The sequence below is a fragment of the Thalassovita sp. genome, assembly GCF_965218685.1.
GTDB lineage: Bacteria > Pseudomonadota > Alphaproteobacteria > Rhodobacterales > Rhodobacteraceae > Thalassobius.
Genome location: NZ_OZ244657.1, coordinates 127978 through 149778, shown reverse-complemented (window position 1 = coordinate 149778; position 21801 = coordinate 127978). Strand labels below are relative to the sequence as shown.

23 protein-coding genes and 1 tRNA gene are annotated in these 21801 nt (G+C 60.7%); 6 read left to right on the top strand and 18 right to left on the bottom strand.

Translation table 11 applies throughout. From position 1 onward, the window contains the following. The first annotated feature begins 5 nt into the window (after positions 1-5). Both ACOQOQ_RS00800 and ACOQOQ_RS00795 read left to right on the top strand, forming a co-directional pair. Positions 6-836, top strand: coding sequence for a metallophosphoesterase (locus tag ACOQOQ_RS00800; RefSeq protein ID WP_420568267.1), 831 nt, complete (start codon positions 6-8; stop codon positions 834-836). Continuing rightward, a complete protein-coding gene (locus ACOQOQ_RS00795) occupies positions 833-1687 on the top strand; it encodes a phosphodiesterase (RefSeq protein ID WP_420568266.1) in 855 nt (284 codons plus the stop codon). Before ACOQOQ_RS00800 ends, ACOQOQ_RS00795 begins: the two co-directional genes overlap by 4 nt. Before the next feature lie 68 nt (positions 1688-1755). On the opposite strand, the gene ACOQOQ_RS00790 is transcribed toward ACOQOQ_RS00795, so the two are convergent. The 15 genes from ACOQOQ_RS00790 to ACOQOQ_RS00720 form a co-directional block, all read right to left on the bottom strand. After that, entirely contained in the window at positions 1756-3219 is a 1464-nt protein-coding gene (locus ACOQOQ_RS00790) for a benzaldehyde dehydrogenase (protein ID WP_420568265.1), read from the bottom strand. A gap of 23 nt (positions 3220-3242) precedes the next feature. Then, a complete protein-coding gene (locus ACOQOQ_RS00785; RefSeq protein WP_420568264.1) occupies positions 3243-4343 on the bottom strand; it encodes an NAD(P)-dependent alcohol dehydrogenase in 1101 nt (366 codons plus the stop codon). Between the two features lie 27 nt (positions 4344-4370). Further along, positions 4371-5408: a branched-chain amino acid ABC transporter permease gene (locus ACOQOQ_RS00780; protein ID WP_420568263.1), complete on the bottom strand. Its 1038-nt coding sequence runs from the start codon at positions 5406-5408 to the stop codon at positions 4371-4373. Between the two features lie 12 nt (positions 5409-5420). Then, entirely contained in the window at positions 5421-6284 is an 864-nt protein-coding gene (locus tag ACOQOQ_RS00775) for a branched-chain amino acid ABC transporter permease (RefSeq protein ID WP_420568262.1), read from the bottom strand. A gap of 2 nt (positions 6285-6286) precedes the next feature. Continuing rightward, positions 6287-7003 carry an ABC transporter ATP-binding protein gene (locus ACOQOQ_RS00770; protein ID WP_420568261.1) on the bottom strand — a complete coding sequence of 239 codons (717 nt, stop codon included), beginning with the start codon at positions 7001-7003 and terminating at the stop codon, positions 6287-6289. Continuing rightward, positions 7000-7728: an ABC transporter ATP-binding protein gene (locus tag ACOQOQ_RS00765; protein WP_420568260.1), complete on the bottom strand. Its 729-nt coding sequence runs from the start codon at positions 7726-7728 to the stop codon at positions 7000-7002. The genes ACOQOQ_RS00770 and ACOQOQ_RS00765 overlap by 4 nt, the downstream gene beginning before the upstream one ends. Positions 7729-7794: 66 nt before the next feature. Next, positions 7795-9078: an ABC transporter substrate-binding protein gene (locus ACOQOQ_RS00760; RefSeq protein ID WP_420568259.1), complete on the bottom strand. Its 1284-nt coding sequence runs from the start codon at positions 9076-9078 to the stop codon at positions 7795-7797. A 284-nt stretch (positions 9079-9362) separates the two neighbouring features. Next, a complete protein-coding gene (locus ACOQOQ_RS00755) occupies positions 9363-10301 on the bottom strand; it encodes a helix-turn-helix domain-containing protein (RefSeq protein WP_420568258.1) in 939 nt (312 codons plus the stop codon). Positions 10302-10720: 419 nt separating this feature from the next. Next, positions 10721-11497 (bottom strand): TonB family protein, encoded by a 777-nt coding sequence (locus tag ACOQOQ_RS00750; protein ID WP_420568257.1) that lies wholly within the window; start codon positions 11495-11497, stop codon positions 10721-10723. Then, complete coding sequence (locus ACOQOQ_RS00745; RefSeq protein WP_420568256.1) at positions 11494-11871, bottom strand: ExbD/TolR family protein; 378 nt, start codon at positions 11869-11871, stop codon at positions 11494-11496. Before ACOQOQ_RS00745 ends, ACOQOQ_RS00750 begins: the two co-directional genes overlap by 4 nt. A 2-nt stretch (positions 11872-11873) precedes the next feature. Next, positions 11874-12245 carry an ExbD/TolR family protein gene (locus ACOQOQ_RS00740; protein ID WP_420568255.1) on the bottom strand — a complete coding sequence of 124 codons (372 nt, stop codon included), beginning with the start codon at positions 12243-12245 and terminating at the stop codon, positions 11874-11876. Between the two features lie 4 nt (positions 12246-12249). After that, the gene (locus ACOQOQ_RS00735; protein ID WP_420568254.1) at positions 12250-12963 is read right to left on the bottom strand and encodes a MotA/TolQ/ExbB proton channel family protein; all 714 of its coding nucleotides are present in this window, start codon (positions 12961-12963) and stop codon (positions 12250-12252) included. Positions 12964-13126: 163 nt separating this feature from the next. Continuing rightward, on the bottom strand, positions 13127-13897 hold the full coding sequence (locus ACOQOQ_RS00730) for a CPBP family intramembrane glutamic endopeptidase (RefSeq protein WP_420568253.1): 771 nt from the start codon (positions 13895-13897) through the stop codon (positions 13127-13129). Beyond that, positions 13894-14502 (bottom strand): TetR/AcrR family transcriptional regulator, encoded by a 609-nt coding sequence (locus ACOQOQ_RS00725; RefSeq protein WP_420568252.1) that lies wholly within the window; start codon positions 14500-14502, stop codon positions 13894-13896. Before ACOQOQ_RS00725 ends, ACOQOQ_RS00730 begins: the two co-directional genes overlap by 4 nt. A gap of 335 nt (positions 14503-14837) precedes the next feature. Then, positions 14838-14911: transfer RNA gene (locus ACOQOQ_RS00720), tRNA-Cys, on the bottom strand. Positions 14912-15068: 157 nt separating this feature from the next. On the opposite strand from ACOQOQ_RS00720, the gene ACOQOQ_RS00715 reads away from it, so the two are divergent. The 3 genes from ACOQOQ_RS00715 to ACOQOQ_RS00705 all read left to right on the top strand — a co-directional run bounded on the left by ACOQOQ_RS00715 (position 15069) and on the right by ACOQOQ_RS00705 (position 18199). Further along, the gene (locus ACOQOQ_RS00715; protein WP_420568251.1) at positions 15069-15722 is read left to right on the top strand and encodes a protein-L-isoaspartate O-methyltransferase family protein; all 654 of its coding nucleotides are present in this window, start codon (positions 15069-15071) and stop codon (positions 15720-15722) included. Between the two features lie 87 nt (positions 15723-15809). Further along, positions 15810-17234, top strand: a complete 1425-nt coding sequence (locus ACOQOQ_RS00710) for a TolC family outer membrane protein (RefSeq protein ID WP_420568250.1) — start codon at positions 15810-15812, stop codon at positions 17232-17234. Positions 17235-17305: 71 nt separating this feature from the next. After that, positions 17306-18199, top strand: a complete 894-nt coding sequence (locus ACOQOQ_RS00705) for a hypothetical protein (RefSeq protein ID WP_420568249.1) — start codon at positions 17306-17308, stop codon at positions 18197-18199. Here the strand turns inward: ACOQOQ_RS00705 and ACOQOQ_RS00700 are convergent. Continuing rightward, the gene (locus ACOQOQ_RS00700) at positions 18184-19641 is read right to left on the bottom strand and encodes a cobyric acid synthase (RefSeq protein WP_420568248.1); all 1458 of its coding nucleotides are present in this window, start codon (positions 19639-19641) and stop codon (positions 18184-18186) included. The two genes, ACOQOQ_RS00705 and ACOQOQ_RS00700, sit on opposite strands and share 16 nt — an antisense overlap. A gap of 117 nt (positions 19642-19758) precedes the next feature. Then, positions 19759-20079, bottom strand: coding sequence for a DUF6280 family protein (locus ACOQOQ_RS00695; protein ID WP_420568247.1), 321 nt, complete (start codon positions 20077-20079; stop codon positions 19759-19761). Positions 20080-20294: 215 nt separating this feature from the next. On the opposite strand from ACOQOQ_RS00695, the gene efp reads away from it, so the two are divergent. Next, complete coding sequence (efp, locus tag ACOQOQ_RS00690) at positions 20295-20858, top strand: elongation factor P (protein WP_420568246.1); 564 nt, start codon at positions 20295-20297, stop codon at positions 20856-20858. Positions 20859-21034: 176 nt separating this feature from the next. Here efp and ACOQOQ_RS00685 read toward each other — a convergent pair whose 3' ends face one another. After that, complete coding sequence (locus ACOQOQ_RS00685) at positions 21035-21778, bottom strand: YgfZ/GcvT domain-containing protein (RefSeq protein ID WP_420568245.1); 744 nt, start codon at positions 21776-21778, stop codon at positions 21035-21037. Positions 21779-21801 lie beyond the last annotated feature (23 nt).

Sequence of the window (21801 nt, the reverse complement as noted above, 5' to 3'; positions counted from 1 at the left end):
GCGTTATGAAAATCATCCATATTTCCGACATTCATCTGACTGTTCCCGGCGAGCCGATGGGCGGACTGAATCCGCATGAACGGCTGAAACTTGCCCTTGCCGATGTGGCGGCAAACCACCCGGACGCCGCGCGTATCGTCATCACCGGCGATCTGGCGCATTGGGGTGAAAGACAGGCCTATGAGGCGTTGAAAACAGCGCTGGCGGGTGTCTTGGTCCCGGTGCGATTGATGATCGGAAACCACGATGACCGCGCCATGTTCCAAGAGGTTTTTCCCGATCATCCCACGGACGCCAATGGTTTTGTCAATCACGCCGAAACTGTCGATGGCACGCGGATGCTCTATCTGGATAGCGTCGGTCACAAGACGCATGCCGGCCATTTCTGCACAGCGCGCCGCGCCTGGCTGAAGGCTGAACTGGCTGCCGCCGACCGCGCCCGTATTTTCCTGCACCACAACCCGATGCCTTTGGGTCTGCCCGCCGAGGACAAGATTGCCCTGGTCCCCGAAGACCGTGCCCCCTTCATGGACCTTCTTGAAGCATACGCGGACCGCATCGACTATATCCATTTCGGCCATGTCCATGCCCCCATCCACGGGCGGTTTGCCGGCATTCCCTTTGCCAGCGTTCCCTCGACTGGGAACCAGTCTCTGCCCGATCTGTCCGAGCCAGATTTGTTGAAAAGCGCCCCGATGCAGCCAGCCTATTTCGTGCTGCTGATCGAAGACGGTGACACCACGATCCACCAGATCCCCTTTGCATGGGACGGCCCGATCATGACGGCAGGGACCGCCTGGGAGGACTGGGCCAAACCCAGCGCGGCCGCGGAATGAAGTTCATCCATCTGACAGATACCCATGTGATTGGTGGGGATCGGCTGCTGTATGGCGCCAATCCTGCCCGTCGCCTGGCCCGCGCGGTGGACAGCATCAACGCGGAACACGCCGACTCCGCCTTTGTTGTGCTGACCGGGGACATGACCCATTGGGGCGACGCCGAGGCTTATGCCGCTTTCCGTACGCAAATCATGCGGCTTGCCATGCCGGTGCATCTTATGGTCGGAAACCACGATGATACCGAAGCTTTTGCCCGGTATTTCCCGAATGCCCCACGCGATGAAAACGGGTTTGTGCAATACGCATTCGACACAGATCAGGGCAGGGTGATCTGTCTGGACACCAGAAGCCCCGGCACCCATGCAGGCCGCTTTTGCGCGGCCCGGCGCGACTGGCTCAACTCTCAGCTTTCGCTAACGGACGGGCCGCTGCTTTTGTTCATGCATCACCCGCCCTTTGCGGTGGGTCTCAGCGCCATGGACCAGATCATGATGCAAGATGCCGAGGAATTTTACGCGATACTTGCCCCCCATGCGCACCGCGTTCGTCACCTGTTTTTCGGCCATTTGCATCGGGCGCTTTTTGGCAATTGGCGTGGGATCAGCTTCTCTTGCATGCGAGGGCTGAACCATCAGGTCGCTTTGGATCTGCGTCCGGGGCAAACCGAAATCGCGGGCAACCTTGAAGCTCCGGCATATGGGGTTGTGCGGTTGGACGACGACTGCGTCACTGTTCACATGCATGATTTCACCGATGATAGCCCAAGGTTTACTTTGAACGCGCCCTCGGACACGGACCCGGTGAGTTATCAGTTGAATATGAGACATGCCGGTGATTTCAGTCACTGAGCCGGCCCGCCACCTGAAAATGGCGGGGTCGTTTACCCCGGCCGCTGTCAGCGACCGGGGTGAGTTTGTTAAAGCGGGTATTGCGGCGGTGTGTCCTTGATCGTCAGCCACTGCCACTGGGTGAACTCTTCGATATTGGCGATGCCGCCATGTCGCGAACCGTTCCCCGAGGCGCCTTGCCCCCCCATTGGCATAAAGCCGTCGTCATTCACGGTCTGGTCGTTGACATGAACCAGCCCGACCTTCAGACGATCCGCGATCGCTTTGCCGCGCGAGATCGAGTTGGTCAGAATGCCCGCAGACAGCCCGTATTCGGTGTCATTGGCCAGCGCCACGGCCTCGTCATCCGAGGCGAAGGTGGTGATCGAGACGACCGGGCCAAAGATTTCCTGGCTGAACACCGGCGCATCCGGAGTGACCCCGGACAGCACCGTCGCGGGGTAGAACACGCCGTTGGCCATGCCGCCTGCCTCTAGTTTTGCGCCGCTGGCAAGGCTGTCATTGACCAATCCGCTGACCCGTTTTGCCTGAGCGTCCGAAATCAGGGGCCCAAGCGCGACCTCTTCGGTGGCGGGGTTGCCTACGGGAAGGTTACGCGCCTTTTCGGCCATGCGGGCGGTGTATTCTTCGGCGATTTTTTCGTGGACCAGATGTTTGCCAGCGCTCATGCAGATTTGCCCCTGATGCAGCCAGCTTGCCCAGGATCCGTTGGAAACGGCCAGGTCCATATCGGCGTCATCCAGAATGATCAGGGCGTTCTTGCCGCCCAGTTCCAGCGCCACCTTTTTCAGATGTTTGCCGGCCAGTTCCCCCACACGGCGCCCGACAGCACTGGAGCCGGTGAACGAGATCATCCGAATATTGGGATCGGTGATCAGGGCCTCGCCCGCCTCGGCCGCGCCGGGCAGGACGCATAGAACACCGGCGGGCAGGCCGGCCTCGGCCATGACCTCGGCCAGCAGGAAACCGCCAACGACGGGGGTGCGCGGGTCGGGTTTCAGCACCACCGCATTGCCGCACGCCAGCGCCGGGGTCACCGCCCGGCTGGACAGCAACAGGGGGAAGTTGAACGGCGAGATCACCCCCACAACGCCCAAAGGGATGCGCCGCGCAATCGACAGCCCGTCCCCGGCGTAGGGCAGCAAGATGCCCTTGGGCTGGGTCAGCAGCGCCGCGGATTCATGCATGTGGTTGATGACCGAGCTGATCTCGAACATCGCTTTGGGTGGGATGGCCCCGGTTTCGCGTACGATCCAGCCGACGAATTCGTCCGTGCGGCGTTCCAGAATGGCGGCGGCCCGGCGGAACACGGCGGCGCGGTCCAAAAAGGGCATCTCTGCCCATTCCCGTTGCGCGTCCGAGGCACGTTCCGCGGCCGCAGCCACATCACGCGCATTGGCCAGCCCGACCTCGACCAAAGGCTCGCCCGTTGCGGGTTCTGCCACGGTCAGCGTATTGCCTGCAGCCTGCCATTCGCCGGTAAAGAACGCGTTGCGCCAGGCCTCGGGGCCGAAATTCATGTCTACAGTCATAAGAGCTCTCCTTGATCGCTGTTTCAGGCGAATTTCACGATGGGTTTGATGGTTTCGCCGGTGTGGCTGTCATGGATCGCGGTCTCGAGATCCTGGAAATCGTAGAACCGGATCATCTTGTCGAAGGGGAACTTGCCGGCCTTGTACCAATCGATCATCTGGTTGATGAACGCGCCGGCGTCGTGGCTGTCGCCCTCGATGATCCCGATCAGTTTGCGTCCCTGCATCATGAAGGTCGGGTCAACCGGGATACGCATATCGGGGTGCACCCCGGCCAAATAGGCGCATGTGCCCAGCGGAGCAGTGACAGCCAGCGCCGTTTCCATGATCATCTGGTTGCCAGTGGTATCCAGCGCATATTGCGTGCCGTGACCGGTGACTTTCATGATCTCGGCGGCCAGATCATCCGCGCCGCCATTGATCGTGTGGGTCGCGCCCAGCTCTTTTGCGGTGGCAAGACGGTCTTCGGACAGGTCAACGGCGATGATGGTTTTCGCCCCGGCGACCTTGGCGCCCATCACGGCGGACAGACCCACGGTACCAGCGCCGAATACGGTGAACACATCGCCCTTTTTGATGCCAAGCGAGTTCACAGCCGCCCCGGCGCCGGTCTGGATGCCGCATCCCAGCGGGCCAAGAATTTCCAACGGCACATCATCGGGCACCTTGACGACATTCTTGCCGGTGCACATGGCATAGGTCCCGAACGAGGACTGCCCAAAGAAGAACGCGTTGATTTTTTCGCCATCTTTGGAAATGGGCGAGCTGCCATCCGCGCGCTGCAAACCGTTAAAGTTCAGCGGCAGAAAGTCATAGCAATAGGTGTGCTTGCCCTGAGCGCAGCTGGGGCACTGGTTGCAGAAGTTATAGCTCATGGCGACGGGATCGCCGGGTTTGACATGGGTGACGTCCGCGCCGACTTTTTCGACGATGCCCGCTCCCTCGTGGCCCAGAACCATGGGCATTTCCATGGGCAGAATCCCTTCGAGCGCCGAGACATCCGTGTGGCACAATCCGGTCGCGACCATGCGAACCAGAACCTCGTCGGGGCGCGGGTCTTCGATCTGAACCTTTTCGATGCTCAGCTTGGACGGTGCCCGTGCAATTGCAGCTGTGATTTCCATGAAGGGTCTCCTCCTGTTAGGTTGTGATTATGGGTGCCGCGCCGCGCCATGGCCGGGTGTCCGGTTCGGGTGGGGCGGTTGGGATGGGGGCTTGTGCCTGAGCGGCAAAAGATCATCGGACAGGTGGCGCCGGATCAGCCCCCACAGGCCACGGGGCTCGATCAGGATGACGGCAACGGCCAGGGCGCCAAGCGTGATCAGGTACCAGACACCAAAGTCCTGCAGATTCTGGCGGATTACGAAAAACACGATGGTGCCCAGGATCGGGCCCTCCAGCGTTTTGATTCCGCCGATGACCACGATGAACAGAACGAAAATGGTCCAGTCCAGCATCGAAAAAGACGAAAGATGCGAGATTCGCAGGGTTTGCAGCGTAACCAGAACGCCGATCAGGCCCGTAAAAGGCGCCACCACAAGATAGCTGAGCATCCGCGCGGCCGGCAGGTTCACCCCGGCGGTCACCGCGCCGTCCTCGTCATCGCGCATGGCCGACAGGGCCAACCCGATGCGCGAGCGCATGATGACCCAGATGCCGACACCGATCACCAGCGCCGTGGCCAGCACCATGAAATAGATCGTCATTTGCCGCGTGTCATTGCTGCTTCCGAAGCGTTTGACAAAGGCCACGGGCAGAGCAATGCCCGATCCTCCGCCAAAGCTTTGAAGGCGGCTGGCGATTAGCAAAAACACTTCGGCGACGACCCAGCTGCCGACGGCCAGATAGGCCGCGCGCAGTCGAAAGATGATCGCAAGGATCACGCCGCCCGCCACAAGGCTGACTGCCATCGCGCCCAGTATCGCCACCGGAATGGGCAGGCCCAACAGGATGGCGCAGCCGAAAAAGGCATAGGCTCCGGTGCCAACCAGCGCATGCTGGCCGATCACGATCAGGTTGGAATACCCTGCCAGCAGGTTCCACAGCATCGCCAGTGACAGAACGGTCAGCGCCTGCATTACCAGCTGGATATCGGCCCGCCCCAGCACAAAGGGCACCGCGAAAAGCGACAGAACCAGCAAGGCCAGAACAGCGCGCAAAATCCAGGTCAGAAGAACAGAGTAGGACATCAGTGATTTCCTTTAGCTGCGGGGGAACAGCCCGTTGGGGCGCAGTAAGAACAGGACAAGGAACACAAGATGACCGCCCAGGATCTGAAAGGCCGAGTCGATCGAGGCCCCCAGTGTCTGCGCCGCGGCAATCAGAATGCCCGCGATAAGAACGCCCCAATAGCTGCCCAAGCCGGCCAGAACGACGACCTCGAAGGCGACAAGCAGGCGGGACGGACCAGCCGAGGGTTCAAAATTGGTCCAGACGGCCATGAACACCCCGGCCACGGCGATGGTCACGCCGACGATGGCCATGGTCGCGGCCTGAAGCCGGCGCACAGGCAGGCCGTTCAGCTGCCCGGCCACCAGATTGTCCGAGATGGCACGAATGGCGATCCCTAGGCGCGTAGCGTGCAGCAACCGGTCCAGCAGGAAAATCAACGCCACGGCGGCAACAAAGATGATCAGCGGTACCACTCCGACATAGACGCCGGGCAGGATCGGGAACGAGGCCGCCTCGAGCCCGCTGGCGCTGACACGCCGCGCGTCCGCGCCATAGCCTGCCAGCAGTGCATTCTGGATCACGATAGACAGGCCAAAGGCCACCAGGATGACCTGCAGCTCTCCCATTCCGGCGGCGCGCTGGAAAATCCCGCGTTGCAACAGCCAGCCAAGCCCCATGCCCACGGGGATCATCAACAGCGCGCCGATCACCAGCGGCAGCCCCAAAAATTGGGTCACGGACAGGAACAGGAAAGAGATCAGCACGATCATGTCGCCATGGGCGACGTTGACAAATCGCAGCACGCCAACCGAGACAGCCAATCCCAGCGCATACATCGCGTAAAGGCCGCCCAGCAGGATTGCCTGAATGGATTGATTAAGGATATCGGTCATGTTCAGCTCCCAAAATAATGTTTCGACACAGTGTCGAGCGTGACCTCGCCGGGATCGCCCGACAGGGTGATCCGGCCTTCGAGGAAACAGTGGAATTCCTGCGCCACGGACAGGGATCGGCTGATGTCCTGTTCGACGATCACGATGCCGACCCCGCGTTCGCAGATGCGCGGCAGGATGGCGTACAGCTGGTTCACGACCACCGGGGCCAAGCCCAAGCTGATTTCGTCACACAGCAGGAAACGCGGGTTGGTCAGCAGCGCCCGTCCGATCGCAACCATCTGCTGCTGCCCCCCGGACAGATCGCGTGCAAGCTGGCGGCGGCGCTCTTTCAGGATCGGGAACCAGTCATAGACATCCTCCAGCGTCATCCCCTTGCCGGGACGGGCCACTTGCCGCCCGATATCCAGGTTTTCCTCGACGCTGAGGGTCGGAAACAGCCAGCGCCCCTCGGGGACCAGTGCAACGCCCTTGCGGATGACATCGCTGGTTTCCAGTCCGACCAATTCATCCGTGCCCAGTGTGACGGACCCCGACACGCTGCCCGCCTGGTTCAGAATGGCCTTGAGCGTCGAGGATTTCCCCGCCCCGTTCGCCCCAATGATCGAGGTGATCTGGCCGGGCCGGATGCTGAGGGATACCCCGTGCACCGCGTGGAATTTGCCATAGTGGACATGCAGGTCGCGCAGGGTCAGCGCATCGGTGTCATGCGAGCTCATGCCTGCACCTCTGCTTCGATATCGCCCATGTAGATTTCGCGTACTTTGCGGTCGGCCAGTACGTCGCGGGGGGTGCCGCTGGCGATGATGCGGCCTTCACCCAGCACCACCAGACGGGTCGCAATGCGGGTCAGGGCGTGGATCACATGTTCGATCCAGATCACCGTGGCGCCGTGTTCGTGCACGGTGCTGATGATATCCAACAGCGTGTCGCATTCCGCATCGGTCAACCCGCCCGCAATCTCATCCAGCAGCAACAGCTTGGGCTCGACCGCCAATGCCTTGGCCAGTTCCAGCCGTTTCAGATCCAGAAGTCCCAGATCTCCGGCTGAAAGCTGTGCCCGGTGCCACAGCCCTGTCATGTCCAGTGCGTGGGCGGCCTTTTCCCGACCATGATGGATCGAGCATCCCGTGCCATGCACGGCGGACACCAAGACGTTTTCAAACACCGACAACCCACGAAACGGGCGCGGCACCTGAAACGTGCGTCCAATGCCCATCCGGCAGCGCGTCCAAGGGCGCGTCTTGGTGATCATTTTGCCTTCATAGGCAATGGTGCCCGAGGACACCGGAAGATTGCCGTTGATCAGGTTGAAAAGTGTGCTTTTACCGGCGCCGTTCGGGCCAAGAATGCCCACCAGCTCGCCCTCGTCGACAGAGAGCGTCACATCGCCGATCACATCCAGCGCGCCAAAGCTTTTGGAGACAGAAGTCAGTTCGAGCATCTGGTCAGGGTCTTTCATAAAAGGGGGGGAGTGGTGGCGACAGTTGAAAGCCGCCACCATGCCGGGTCAGCTATAGGGGATCGCGAAAGGCGCGCGGTCCATCGGGATCTCGGGCGCTTGGGAGTTGTCGACGACAGCCATGTCCAGCGGATAGGGCGAGCCCTCGGCCGCGTTGTCCCATTGCACCATCACCACCCCCATCCGAGAGGCGTTGGGCAAGCTGCCCGACGAGAAATCGACCTTGCCGATCAATGTGTCCAGGCGGGTCGCGGCCAGAGCATCCCGCACCGTTGCCGGATCATCAATATCGGCCGAGCGTTGCAAGGCGTCGATCATCGCTTCAAGCATCGCGTGGGTTGATCCCAGCGTAGCGGCCCATTGGCGCCCTGCGGCGGCCTCGTAGGCGTCGATGATCTGTGGCGCGGTCTGCCCGGTGATCGACGAAGCAAACGGATAGGCCCGCGAGAACCAGATCGGAACGCTGACACCACGGGCGCGATCGCCCAGGGGTTTGATCGACGGCGGATATTCGCTGGATTTCGAGGCGATCATCACCTTGGGCTGAAACCCCTGCTGGGCGCATTGATCCCAGAACAGCGTAAAGGCGGGCGGGGGCACCACGCACTGCGCCAATTCGGCCCCGGCGGCTTTGAACGTGGAAATCTGCGTGGAGTAGCTGGAGGCCGGCAAATCGAACCGCCCCGGATCAACGATGTCATACCCAGCCCCGCCGAACGTATCGGTAAACGCCTGAGACAGCGCCAGTCCATCGGCATCATTGGGCCACAGCCCGCCCATGACCTTGTTGGTCTCCAGCCGATTGATAAAGCTGAGCATGGAGTCGGCGTAGGTTTTGCCGTCAAAGAAATGATGGAAGGTCCAGTCAAACCCCACCTTGGGATCGCCGCCACGTCCAAAGAACCAAGGCTCCAGCGGGACCGCTGTCGACACGCTGGGCACGCCGTTCAGCTCGCACTGATCCGAGGCCGGGTTGGCCGTTTCGGGCCCGCCATAGCTGAGGATCATGTCCACCTCGTCACGCTGGATCAGCTCCAGCGCCACTTCCGAGGCCCGGTTGGGGCTGGATTGGGTGTCCTTGACGATAATCTCGAACGGATGGTCGACCCCGCTGATGCTGATCTTGTGATCCATGGTGTTCAGGATCTGCGAAACGATAAAGGCCGTCGGTTCGGCAAAGGCGGCCATCGGGCCGGTTTCCGGCGAAACGATCCCGATTTTGACCGTTCGGGTCTTGGCCAGCGCGGGTGTCGCCAAGGTCGCGGCTGCAAGCGCTGCGCCTCCGGTTTTCAGCACGGCGCGGCGGCTGATTTCAGAAGTTGTTTTTGTCATGTTCTTCTCCCTGATATCGGGGGGAAACGTCATGAAAGGCGTCGTTGTCGCCGGAATAACTGGCCGCATCCAGTAGCCCAGGGCGCGGATGTCGCGCCATGTTTCCCCCTGCGTCTCCTCGCGCGGGATGGGAATGTTGGGGTTTCCTGGGGATGCGTCGGACTGCGCTTGCAGGCCGATAATGGTGCACTAAATCCGGGGGTTACGCGTTCTTTTCATGATGTCCTCCCTCTCTCCGGGGGCATCAAAGCAGCGAACGCATTGCCGGACCAGCAACGAAACTGTCAGTTTTCGATACGAGACTGCCGCGTCAGTTCATGCACCGCGTGGGTGCGCCGGTCCCGAAAGGCCGTTGGCGTTTCACCGGTGATCTGACGAAAGACTTTTGCGAAATGGCTGGCACTTGAGAACCCAAGATCAAAGGCAATAGATTCGATCGTACGCGTGACCTGAGCGCTGAGAATGCGCCGCGCTGCCGTGATCCGCAGCTGATTGGCAAAGCGCGCGGGCGTGACCCCGAACTGACGGCGGAAATTCCGAAACAGAGAAGATTCGCTCATGCAGGCGATCCGCGCCAGATCCTCGTTACTGATGTGGACCGACAGATCTTTGCGGATTTCCCGGACTGCGGCCATGATGCCGTTGTCGATGGCATCAGATTCTTTCATGTCCAACAGATCGCGGCTGCGTTTGTGCAGCAGCGTCAGCAGCATTTCATCAATCTGAGCTTCGATCCGCAGGTCGCGGAACATCGGTTCGTCCTGCTGGAACAGCGCCATCAACGAGGGCAGCCGCAGCGAATTCGCCTCGGACCCGCGCATCACCACATAGCGGCTCCAGTCGATATGCGCACTGATGGCCGAGCCTTTGGCCGAGAGGCTTTCGTTCAGCCGCGCCAGTGTGCGATCCATTCGGCCCGTTTCGATCTCAAGATTGTCGCAAGTGATTGGTGTGTCGGGCCCGGCGGCGCTCAGGTCGATCAGAATATCGGTATCGGGCGGCACATACAGCGCATCGCCGGGGAAGAACTCGAACGCCTTGTCTCCGCCGACGCGCATGACTTTCTTGCCTGCATTCAGACGGCAAACTGACGGCGTCGCAAAGCGCAGCAAGACGCTGGCAGGGGTGTTTGTGAAATACCGCGCCATTTCCGAATGCGCGGTGTAATGCGCGGTGCGGTGTTCAACGAGCTTTTCGATGTTGGAGCCATTCTGTGCGCGCATCCTGATTGCCTCCTTAACCCGGTTTTCCTGTCGCATCGGCATTCCGAAACCGAACATTTTGCGGCCAATCTGGTGACAGAATGGCTGAGCTGTTGGTGAATGCTGGGTGGGCCGCGATTAACAGTCAATCTTTTTCCATCCCATGCGATTGCCCGGGTGGCGCCGTATATCGTGTTGCTTTGGGGGGCGTACAGATTTGAAATAAAAGAAAACTTTGTGTCTTTTGACGATCGATTGGAAATGCGGCCCAGCAGTGCTTCCCTGTTTCACGATTGCCCGAGGTGCCGCCGGGATGCAGCACGCATTCGGTATGGGCGCGGTGCTTTGCAGGGTTGCGCCACAGGCGATTCGGGTCAGAGACTTGCTTTGAAAACTCAGCGAGTAGGGCGCGCAGGTTTCCAGCTCCCGCGCTTGTACCGCTAGCGCGTCTTCTCGATGGGGAGGACGAAGTTGAAACTGTTGCCGGGCAGATCTTTCGGCGCCTTGGCGAACCTTTTGGCGCGCTTGACCGAGGCGATCGCGGCCTGATCCAGTGCGCTGTTTCCTGACGAACGGGCCAACGTCACCCCAAGCAAGGCCCCATCGCGCCGAACGCTGAGCCTTACAACGCTGGTGCCCGTGGCCCGAAGAGTGCGCGGGAACCGCTGTGAGCGAGCGATCCTGTTTCGGATCTTGGCGCCCCAGATTTGCCTTAGCTCAGCTTGCTGCCCCTTGCTGGCCGTTGCCACCTGTGCGCTTTCGCGACTTCCTGCCTGCTTGGAGCCGCCGCTTCCGGCTGCCTTTTGCCCAGCCTGACCGGCCGAACTGGGACTCGGTTTGGGCTGAGGTTCAGGTTTCGGACGGGTCGGAACCGCTGATGCGGTATCCAGTTGAATTAAATCCGTGGGCGGCACGGGCAGCGCGGCCATCTGCGGGCTGCCTGGCGGCCGAGGCCGGGATGCCGAAGGCACCGGCGCGTCCGGTCTGTCCAACACATTCGGAGCTGTGGGCGACTGGACGGCGCTTTGCACGGTAACGGGTCGGTCCCATTGCGCGACGATCGCCGCAACCTCATCCGGCGCGGCCTGGATAGACACCAGCGCATCACCGCCGCTGCCGCCGGCTTCGGCACCGGTCGGGGGGCGGGCGATGAATACCGCGGCATGGGCCGCAAGCGCGATGGCCCCAAAGACAGAAAACTCCAGCACGCGGATCATTGGCCTGTCACCACAAGCTCGACACGGGGTAAACCGGCCTGGGCCAGCTGCCGCAAGATCCGGGCGATTTGTTGCGCCTCGATCTGCGCGTCCGCGCGCAGCCTGAGGGTTTGGGGGTTCTGCGAAGCCAACGCAGCAATCGCTTCGGTGCCGCGCAAATCCTCGAAGGCCAGCAGGCCAGAGCCGTCCACATAAAGCGTCAACTCGGCCTGGGGCTGTTGCGCACTGGTGGCCGTGGGCGGGGTTACCTGAAACGGTTCGGGCGGGACCAGTTGTGATGTCATCAGAAAGAAGATCAACAGCAGGAACACCACGTTGATCATCGGGACGATGCTTTCGCCGCGCGGGCGCCGGGAAGGGGACGGGAATTCCATCGTTATTCGACCAACACAACCGAAGCAAAGCCCGCAGCCTGCAGCGTTTGGGAAACGGTAACCACATGTTGCAGCGTGGCGCCGTCCTTGCCGCGCAGGATCACCATGTCTTGCGGGCTGTCCATTAACGGGGTCAGCGCCGCGACCAGATCCAAGGTCGGTACTCCGTTCAGGGCCACGCTCTGCGGTGTAATGTCGATCAGCCGGGGCGGGCCGGAATATTCACCTCCGGCCGAAGACAAGGGCAGGGGCAGCACGGCCTCGATCCCAAAGCGCGAGGCCAGCATGAAGAACACCAGCAGCAGGAACACCACGTCGATCATCGGGGTCAGGCTGGGTTTGCGGCGGCGCCGGATGGGCGGGGCAAAGTGCATCTGCTTACTCCGCGGCCAGCCTGATTTTCTTGGGGCGATCTGCGACGAACAGGCGGGTGGCGCTGTCCTCAAGATCGCGGCGCAGCTTGTCGATCACGGCTTCGAACCAGGTCAATGCGGCCGAGGCCGGGATCGCCACGGCCATTCCGGCCGCGGTGGTCAGAAGGGCCTCCCAGATGCCGCCGGCCAGCAGCGCGGGGTCTGCACGCGAGCCTGCGGCCTGCAGCGCCTGGAACGCTGCGATCATACCCAAAACGGTGCCCAGAAGACCCAGAAGAGGCGCGATGGTCGAAATCAGTTCGAGCGCACCCAGCCCTGTGCGGGCCTGCGCCAGTTGGGCCTTGGCCGCGCGGGTGGTTTCCTCGCGGGCGTTGGCCTCGGGCAGGGTGTCGATGGCTTGCAGCGCCGCGTGCACCACGGACGAGCGGATGCTGCGCCGACCTTTGACCACGTTTTGCGCTGCACTTGCGTCTCCGTTTTCGAACAGGGCGACGGCTTTCAGCGAATGGCGCGAGGTCCAAGCACCCATCAGAACCAGCCGCCAGGTTTTCCACAGGATCAGCGTCAGGGTCACAACCGACAGCGCGGCGATCACCCACAGGGTCGGGCCGCCATTGACCAAAAAGGCACGGGCCTGATCGGTTGCCGCTTGCGCCTGTTGGGCCAGGGCAGCGCCGGGCCACATCAGCAGTACACCAAGTAGAAGGGATCGTGCCATTTGGCCCCCCGTTGGAACGCAGTCTCTTTCGCTGCACGAGGCGTGATTTTTCACGCCGTGCCAATGTAGCGCGAGTAGGGATGCGAGCCTGTTTTGTCAAGAAATTTGAGGATTCGCGGCCTCAAGTGTCATGGTCAGCGCGGCGGGAATCCGCCCCTTGTGGTTACAGTTGCAGCCAGCGCAGCCCGGATTGTCCGGTCCGTGCATACACGATGCCAATCGCAATGAGCGCCAGGATAAGATAAGGCAAAAGACTTGCGCTGAACCACGCGTTTGGATCGCGAAAACCTGCAAATATGGCAAGGTTCGCAGCGACGTTGAAAGTCAGATGTAGCAGGATCGCCGGAAGGACAGAGCCGCCGGAAATCGTGTAAACGGCCCCGATAATCACCGCGTAAAGCATCACGTGGATCGCGAAAAGCGGCAACGCGATTTGGGCGTGTGGCGAGTCGATTGTCCAAAGCGGCAGGTGCCAAAACAGCCAAATCGCTCCGGTCAGCAACGAGGCTTCAAGCCAACCGATCCGCTGGTTCAGATGTTCCTGCAGGACGCCGCGCCAGCCAAGCTCTTCGCCAAGGGGGCCAAGGATCAGGTTGAAGCCAACCAAGATCGCGACCATGCCAAGGCTTATCGGCGTGGTTTCGTCTTGCGCGAGCGTTCGCATCAGCAAAAGCAGCAGCAATGGCGCGATCACCAACGCCCAGGCAGCAAGTGGAACCGACGAAAGCTTAATGGCCCGACCAAGAAGCTCCGGAAGGTTCCCGCTTTGAAAGCTAAGGATGCTCGCGGCCAGCGAGGGCCCCCACACCATAACGAGCCAAAATGGCAGCCCGGTCATACTTTCCGGCGAGCGTGCAGCGGGAAAGGCAACAATGCACGCAAAGCCCGCCAGCGAGATTGCGAAGGTCAACAACAGAAACTGGAACGGAATCATCGTGAGCTTGCCTCTTTGAGCGATGCAATGATCGGGTCAAGTTCGCTTGGGTCACTCAGAAACGGCGCCAACGCCTGAAGGGCCGTCGCCGCAAACCCCGCAGCCTGACCCGAGGTCCATTCTCCAAGAATTTCGCGACGGTTGATATGGGTATTGATCGTCAGGAAAAGCTCGGCCAGGTGGGTTGGGTCGACGTCTGGGCGCACATATCCCCCGAGCCGTTCGCCAAGCGGATAGATTAGCAGTTCCGGCAAGGCCAACTCTAGGCTGGACAGATAGTCCAACCGTTCAGGCCTTGTTTTCAGGCCTGAAATGACGCCCTGGCTGCTTCCCAAATGGCTGGACATGGCCCGCAGCAGCGTCGGGATCGGAGAGGCGCCCGTGTCCTCAAGGATCGCGACCAACTGCGCCACTTCGGCCTCGACCAATGCATCCAGCACGGCACGTTTGTTCGCAAAGTGGTGATACAGTCCACCCCTGGAAATGCCGCAGGCAAGGCGGATGTCCTCCATCTCGGTGTCTGAGAAGCCGCGCTGGGCAAAAAGCGCCCGCGCTTGATCGAGAATGGCAGATCGTCGGTCTTTTCGGCTGAGTCGTTTACGCATGGCAGTTAATTACCGACATGTGTCGGTAGTGGCAATCGCCAGTTTGCTCGACGGCCGCGGATACCGCAGTTCCGACTAAACCCTCGGGGCACTGCACTATAACATCCATAGTTGGCGCTAGAGCGCGGCCTGCGAGTTGTTGAAGGCTGGGTGGAAGGATGACTTAATCGCTGCTGTCACAGGGCAAAGCCCGGCGTAGATCTTGCTCTACACAAAGAGGTCAGACAGAAGATCAGGGCGGTTCAAGCGCAGAACATGAGAGCGAAACAAAAAACAGAACGTTTAGTCGCGCCAACTGGCATTTCTTGAAATTCGTCTAAGTCATGGATTTTGTTTGGAGGCGAGTACCGGAATCGAACCGGTGTACACGGATTTGCAATCCGCTGCGTCACCACTCCGCCAACTCGCCGCCAGAAGTGGTAGAGGCGGATTATAGGAAACTGAAACGCTCTGCAAGGGGCGAAGCAGCGGCGATTTGACGTTTTCATTCCGGCTCATTGCCGTTGCTGCCCGTCAAGGAATGTGACAATACTGCTGTTAAGAATCTGAACGAACGAGTTTAGCACATGACCAACAATGTAGATCGCCGCACTATGATGGTGGATACGCAGGTCCGTCCCTCGGATGTGACCAAGTTTCCGATCATTGATGCCCTTCTGTCCGTCCCGCGCGAGGATTTCGTTCCTGCCGATAAGGTCGAGGCCGCATATGTAGGGGATAACATCAGCCTGGGCGGCGCCCGGGTCGTGCTTGAGGCGCGGACGCTAGCCAAGATGCTGGACGCTTTGGATGTTCAGGCAGATGACCTGGTGATGGATCTGGGTTGTGGGCTGGGCTATTCCTCGGCGGTGATCGCGCGGATGGCCGCTGCAGTGATCGCGGTGGAAGAAGACGAGGCGTTGGCCGCTGATGCGCAATCTGCCCTGTCGGGCGCGGGCGCGGATAACGTGATCCTGCACACCGGCACCCTGTCCGAGGGCGCCGCAGAGCACGGCCCCTATGACGTGATCATTCTGCAAGGTGCGGCCGAACATATGCCCGAGGGTATTTTGGCCCAACTCAAGGAAGGTGGGCGCATCGCGGCGATTTTCGCCGACGGAGAATTGGGGACCGTCCGTATTGGTTATAAGATCGACGGCGATATGCATTGGCGGTTCTCCTTCAATGCGGCGGCGCCGGTGCTGCCGGGGTTTGAACGGCATCGGGCCTTCACGCTGTAAACGTCAGGTTTCAGACCGCGCCCGATCAAAGCGGCGCGGTTTTTTCGTTTTGGGGTAGCGGCCTTTTGGCCAAAGCAGGAGCGACACATGGGATTCATGGGACTTCGGAAACGGGTAGCAACGGGCGGTATCGCCCTGATGATGGCAGTTTCGGCCCCGGTGGCGGCCTCGGCTGAAAGCCTGGCGGATGCGCTGGCCTCGGCCTACAATAATTCGGGCCTGCTGAACCAGTATCGGGCCGTTCTGCGTGCCGCTGATGAGGATGTGGCAGTAGCCTTGGCTGACCTGCGCCCTGTCATTGGGTGGACTGGTACGGTTCAATATGCGCCGGTGCGCTCGGGGCTGCGAGACACGCCCTTGCCCAGCACCACGACCAACCAGAATGTCTCTGTCACCAGCCTGATCGGGCTTGAGCAGCTTTTGTGGGACAATGGCAGCACCAGGATGAGCGTCGAGGCCAAGAAAGAGGCCGTTCTGGCCACTCGTGCGGCTCTGGTCGGGGTCGAGCAGAGCATCCTTCTGCAGGCCGTTGATGCCTATATGAGTGTGCGCAGCGCCTCGGAAACCGTGGCCTTGCGGGAAAACAATGTCCGCGTGATTTCAGAAGAGCTGCGCGCCGCCAAGGATCGTTTCGATGTCGGCGAAGTGACCCGCACCGATGTCGCCCAGGCCGAAGCGCGCCTGGCCTCGGCGCGCAGTCAGTTGGCGCAGGCGCAGGGCGATCTGGTCAACGCACAGCTGTATTTCAAAAGCGCGGTCGGGCGCAAACCGGGGAGCCTGACGCCTCCGCCATTGGTGCCCGCAACGGCCAAAACCATCGCCGAAGCCAAGGCGATTGCCGTGCGCAACCACCCCAATATCAAGAAGCTGCAGCACGAGGTCACCGCCGCCGAACTGGGGATCGAGATCGCCCGTGCATCGCATGGGCCGTCGGTAAAGCTGAAGAGCGGTGTCAGCCTGAACGAGAATTTCGACAGCCCCAACTATAACCGTTCCTTCTCGATGTCGGTGGAAGCCACCGCGCCGATCTATTCGGGTGGTAAGCTGTCGGCGCTGCTGCGTCGGGCTATCGCGAATCGCGACGCCAAACGGGCGGAGTTGCTGGTGACTACGCAAACCGTTGAACGTGAAGTCGGCACGGCCTTTTCGGGGCTGCGTGTGGCAGGGGCCGCGCGCGAGGCCTATGATCGCCAGGTCCGCGCGGCGACGGTTGCCTTCCGCGGTGTGCGCGAAGAGGCCACCCTTGGTGCTCGCACCACGCTGGACGTGCTGAACGCCGAGCAAGAGCTGCTGAGCGCCCAATCCAACCTTATTTCTGCCCGCAACAGCGAGTATGTCGCCGCCTATTCATTGCTGGAAAACATGGGTCTTCTGACCGCTCAACACCTGAATCTGAAGGTGCAGCGCTATGACGAATCTGCCTATTACAACCAGGTGAAAAACGCTCCGGCCGGGCTCAGCAAACAGGGCCGTCAGTTGGAACGTGTGCTGCAAGGCATCGGAAAAAAATAAACTTTTCTCCATCGGTTGAGCGAAACCGCCCCCAGGGGTACTATGGCCCCTGAGGTTGAGTGGAATTTGGCATGTCAGACCCCGTAACGAATGCAGATATCGAGGATGTCCTGTCCTCTATCCGTCGGTTGGTGACCGAGGACAAACCGCCATCGGCGGCGCCCAAACCTGCGGCGGCCGATCGTCTGGTGCTGACCCCCGCCTTGCGTGTGATGGATTCGGAAACCCCCGAGGAAATCCGCTCGGCTGATGCGGCCGATGTTACCGAGGATGTTTCATCCGCGGTTGACGATGCGCCCCTTTCCGAACTGCCCGAGCCTGAGCTTTTGGAAGGCCACGAGCTGGTCGATCTGGACAGCAACGAAAGCGCTAAGCGCAACCTCGAAGCGCGGATCGCCGAGCTTGAAGCCGTGATCTCGGACAATGGCGGCCAGTGGGAGCAAGACGGCGAAGAGGGCAGCGACAACGCCGGTGGTACGGTCGAAAGCCTGACGTGGGACGATGAGGCCAGCCTGGAAGCCGAAGCCGCGTCCGATCCCGAACCCGAAATCGAAGAGGCGCAGATGGCCGAACTGGTCGAAGAGCCCGAGGCCGAACCGATCGCCCCGATGCCCTTCTTGCGCCATCAGTTCCACACGCCCGAAGACAAGGACGTGGAAGCGGAGGTGGAAGAGGCCGAGCTTGTCACCCCTGAAGAGGAATCCGAGGTTCAGGACGCTGACGCGCTGATCGAAGAGCCGACCATGGACGCCCCTGAAGTCGATGATTTCCCGGTGGAAGAGCCCTTTGAAGAACCTTACGAGGGACACGATTTCGTGGTCGACGAAGAGGCCCTGCGCGCTCTTGTTGTCGAGATCGTGCATCAGGAATTGCAGGGCAAACTAGGCGAGCGGATCACCCGCAACGTCCGCAATCTGGTCCGGCGCGAGGTTCACCGCGCCCTGACCAGTCAAGAGCTGGAGTAATTCGGCTTTTCCGCCAGCGCGATCAGTTGATCAATGTCCAGATGTTGCTCCATATGCTGGGCCAGCGCGTCCAGTATCTGTTCGACCATGTCTTCGTAATCGATGCCAGCGGCTGCGCCCATCTCGGCCAGCACAGTACGGCGGAACCCGTCGGCGCTGAACAATCCGTGCAGATAACATCCGCGCACGCGGCCATGGGCGGCCCCTGCGGGCTGGCCATGCACTGACAGCCAGGCATTGGCGCAATCGGGCCCCGAGGTCTGACCCAGATGAATCTCGTAACCCTCCAGCCTGTCGCCCGTCGCCAGATAGCTTGCCTGCGTCAGGGCCAGATGCTTGCGCGGTTGCATGGTGGTCTCGATGTTCAGATGACCCAGCCCGTCCACGCTGCCAGGGGCGCCTTCCAGTCCCTCGGGGTCGTGAATCTTGTGGCCCAGCATCTGATAGCCCCCGCAAATCCCCAGCACATGCCCGCCGCGACGGATATGCGCGCTCAGGTCGATGTCCCAACCCTGGGCGCGGAAAAAGTCCAGATCGGCGATGGTGGATTTCGAGCCGGGGATCAAGATCAGGTCCGCGTCACCGGGCAGGGGGCGTCCGGGCGGGATGATGTCCACCCGCACATTCGGTTCGGCGGCCAAGGGGTCAAGATCATCGAAATTGGCAATGCGCGGCAGGTGCGGGACCGCGACCTTGAATTCCCCATCCCCGCCCGAGGCAATGTCCAATACATCCTCGGCCGGTAGTTTCCAGGCGTCATGAAACCACGGCAGCACGCCGATCGAGGGCCAGCCGCTGGCTTGCCGAATATACTCCAACCCGTCGTCGAACAGGCGCACCTCTCCGCGGAACTTGTTGACCGCAAAGCCCCGGATCATCGCGGCGTCGGCGGGCTCAAGCACCGTCTTGGTGCCGATCAGTTGCGCGATCACGCCGCCCCGGTCGATATCCCCCAGAAGGATCACGGGCACGCCTGCTGCGCGGGCGAACCCCATGTTGGCGATATCCCCCTTGCGCAGGTTAACCTCGGCCGGGCTGCCGGCGCCCTCGACCAGCACAATATCGGTTTGTTCGCACAGGTGCTGAAAGCTTTGCAGGACATAGGGCATCAGGCTGGGCTTGTTCTGCCCGAAATCGCGCGCTTGCTGCGTACCGACACGCTGGCCCTGCACGATCACTTGGGCACCGCTTTCGGTTTCTGGCTTTAGAAGCACCGGGTTCATGTCTGTATGAGGCGCGACGCGCGCAGCGCGGGCCTGCAGGGCCTGGGCGCGGCCAATCTCTCCGCCATCACTGGTCACGGCTGCGTTGTTGGACATGTTCTGTGGCTTGAAGGGCCGGACAGACAGGCCGCGGTTCACCAGCGCCCGCGCCAGGCCGGCCACGAACATCGACTTGCCCACGTTCGAGCCCGCCCCCTGGATCATGATCGCGCGTGCCATTTGTCCCCCTGATCTGCTGATCCTGATCTAAGCGGTGCACGCGTGCGCGAAAACCCCAAAAGAAAACGCGCCCCCCAAAGGGAAGCGCGTTTTTCATCAGGCAGCGGCAGAAGCGGCTTAGGCGGCCTCGGCCTGTTGAGCTGCATTGCGGCGTTCGCTTTCCTCGCGCGACAGCGCGACCGAGGTGCGCACACCCTTCGAGACAAACTCCATCAGCCCACCTACAACGCGTTCGTTGGGGTCGATCCCGGCGCAGGACAGCACTTCGCGCCCATCGCGCGAACGGGCCCAGCGGGCGATCTGTTCGGGGCCATTGCCGTATTTCTTGTCATCGGCGATGGCGTCATCAAGCGCAGCCAACACAACGGCTGCAAACAGTTTACGTGCACGGTTGCCCTGCTCGTTATTGAAGGCGGTGCCGTCAACGAAATCTTTCATGTTTCGTCCTTTGTTATTGCTCTTGCGTTTTTGGCGTGGCGCCCCTTATGACGGATTGAGCGCGATTCGGATAGGCTGTATTTGCATGGCTATCATGCAAATTTTGCATAACTTGACGCCGTTTGGGTCCAAATCTCGTCTTCTTGCGCCGGGGGGCGACACAAGATATAGGATCGCTCAGATTCCATTCAACCTTTGAGCAAGGTTTTACCAATATGCCCAAAATCAACGGTAACGAAATTCGCCCCGGTAACGTGCTGGAACATGACAACGGCCTGTGGGTCGCGGTTAAGGTCGATCACGTGAAGCCTGGCAAGGGTGGGGCCTTCGCACAGGTCGAAATGAAAAACCTGCGTACCGGGTCCAAACTGAACGAACGTTTCCGCAGCGCCGACAAGGTCGAGCGTGTGCGCCTGGAACAAAAGGACCAGCAATTCCTGTACGAAAGTGACGGAATGCTTGTGTTCATGGACACTGAAACCTTCGAGCAGGTTGAGCTGCCTGCCGATCTGCTGGGCGATCGTCGCCCGTTCTTGCAGGATGGCATGACGGTAGTGATCGAATACTACGACACCGAGGCGCTGAACATGACCCTGCCGCAAAAAGTGACCTGCAAAATTGTCGAGACCGAGCCGGTCGTCAAAGGACAAACCGCCGCGAATTCGTTCAAACCCGCGGTTCTGGACAACGGCGTGCGCGTGATGGTGCCGCCGTTTGTAGCTCAGGACGAAGATATCGTGGTCAACACCGAGACCATGGAATATTCCGAACGCGCCTGATCAAAGATCAGATCTCTTGGGAGGAGGTCGAGCGGAGAGCCGGGCATAGCCCGGCTTTTTGCGTTTATGGGGCTGTCTGTCGTCAAACCAGCTTGCCGAGAGACGCAGACTGTATTTCTGAGAAGCAGAACGAAATCCAAACGGATGTCAGGGGTGATGTATGGACGTGTTGGGCGTCACTCCGACTCATTGCCACCCCAACTGACCTTTTGCCCGGCTGCTGTCAGCGGCCCCTTGGCGCGGTCAAACCGCAAATAGGCGATGGCACGCCCCCCCGATTGGGTAAAGAGCGTGCCGGCCTCTTTTTCACCGGCCATGATGGGGGTGCCGACAGGGGCGGATCCTTCGATGTCGACCACCGTCAGGCCTTTGCGTAGGTCCGTCTTGTGTTTCATTCGGGCCGTGACCTCTTGTCCGACATAGCATCCCTTGCGGAAGTCAACGCCGTTCAGGCGTTCGAACCCGGCTTCAAGGATATAGGTGTCGGGGGTTAGCTCGATCCCGGTTTCGGGGATGCAGTGGGCCACGCGGATGGCATCGAAATCACTGCTGTCATCGCCTCCTTCGGCACCATACAGCCGCCATCCCATCGCGTCGTGGCGCGGGTCGATCACCGCGCCGTCGGGCGCCGGGCCAGTGCCGCGTTTGACCGCCAGATCGGTTTCCTGCAGCGCCACATCTGCGCGCAGTTTGTACATGTTCAGCCGCGGCAGGATCGAAGGCGCCAGCCCCGCGCCGATATCCAGCAGTACGTCCTCGCCATCGGGAACAAGGAAGAAATCGGCCATATACTTGCCCTGAGGTGTCAGCAGAGCGGCATAAACCGGCCCTTCCGACAGACGGCTGATGTCGTTCGTCACCAGCCCCTGCAAGAAATGCTGCGTGTCCGCCCCCGTGATACGAATGATCGTTCTGGTCATTTTATTCTCCCGTCCTGCGCCAG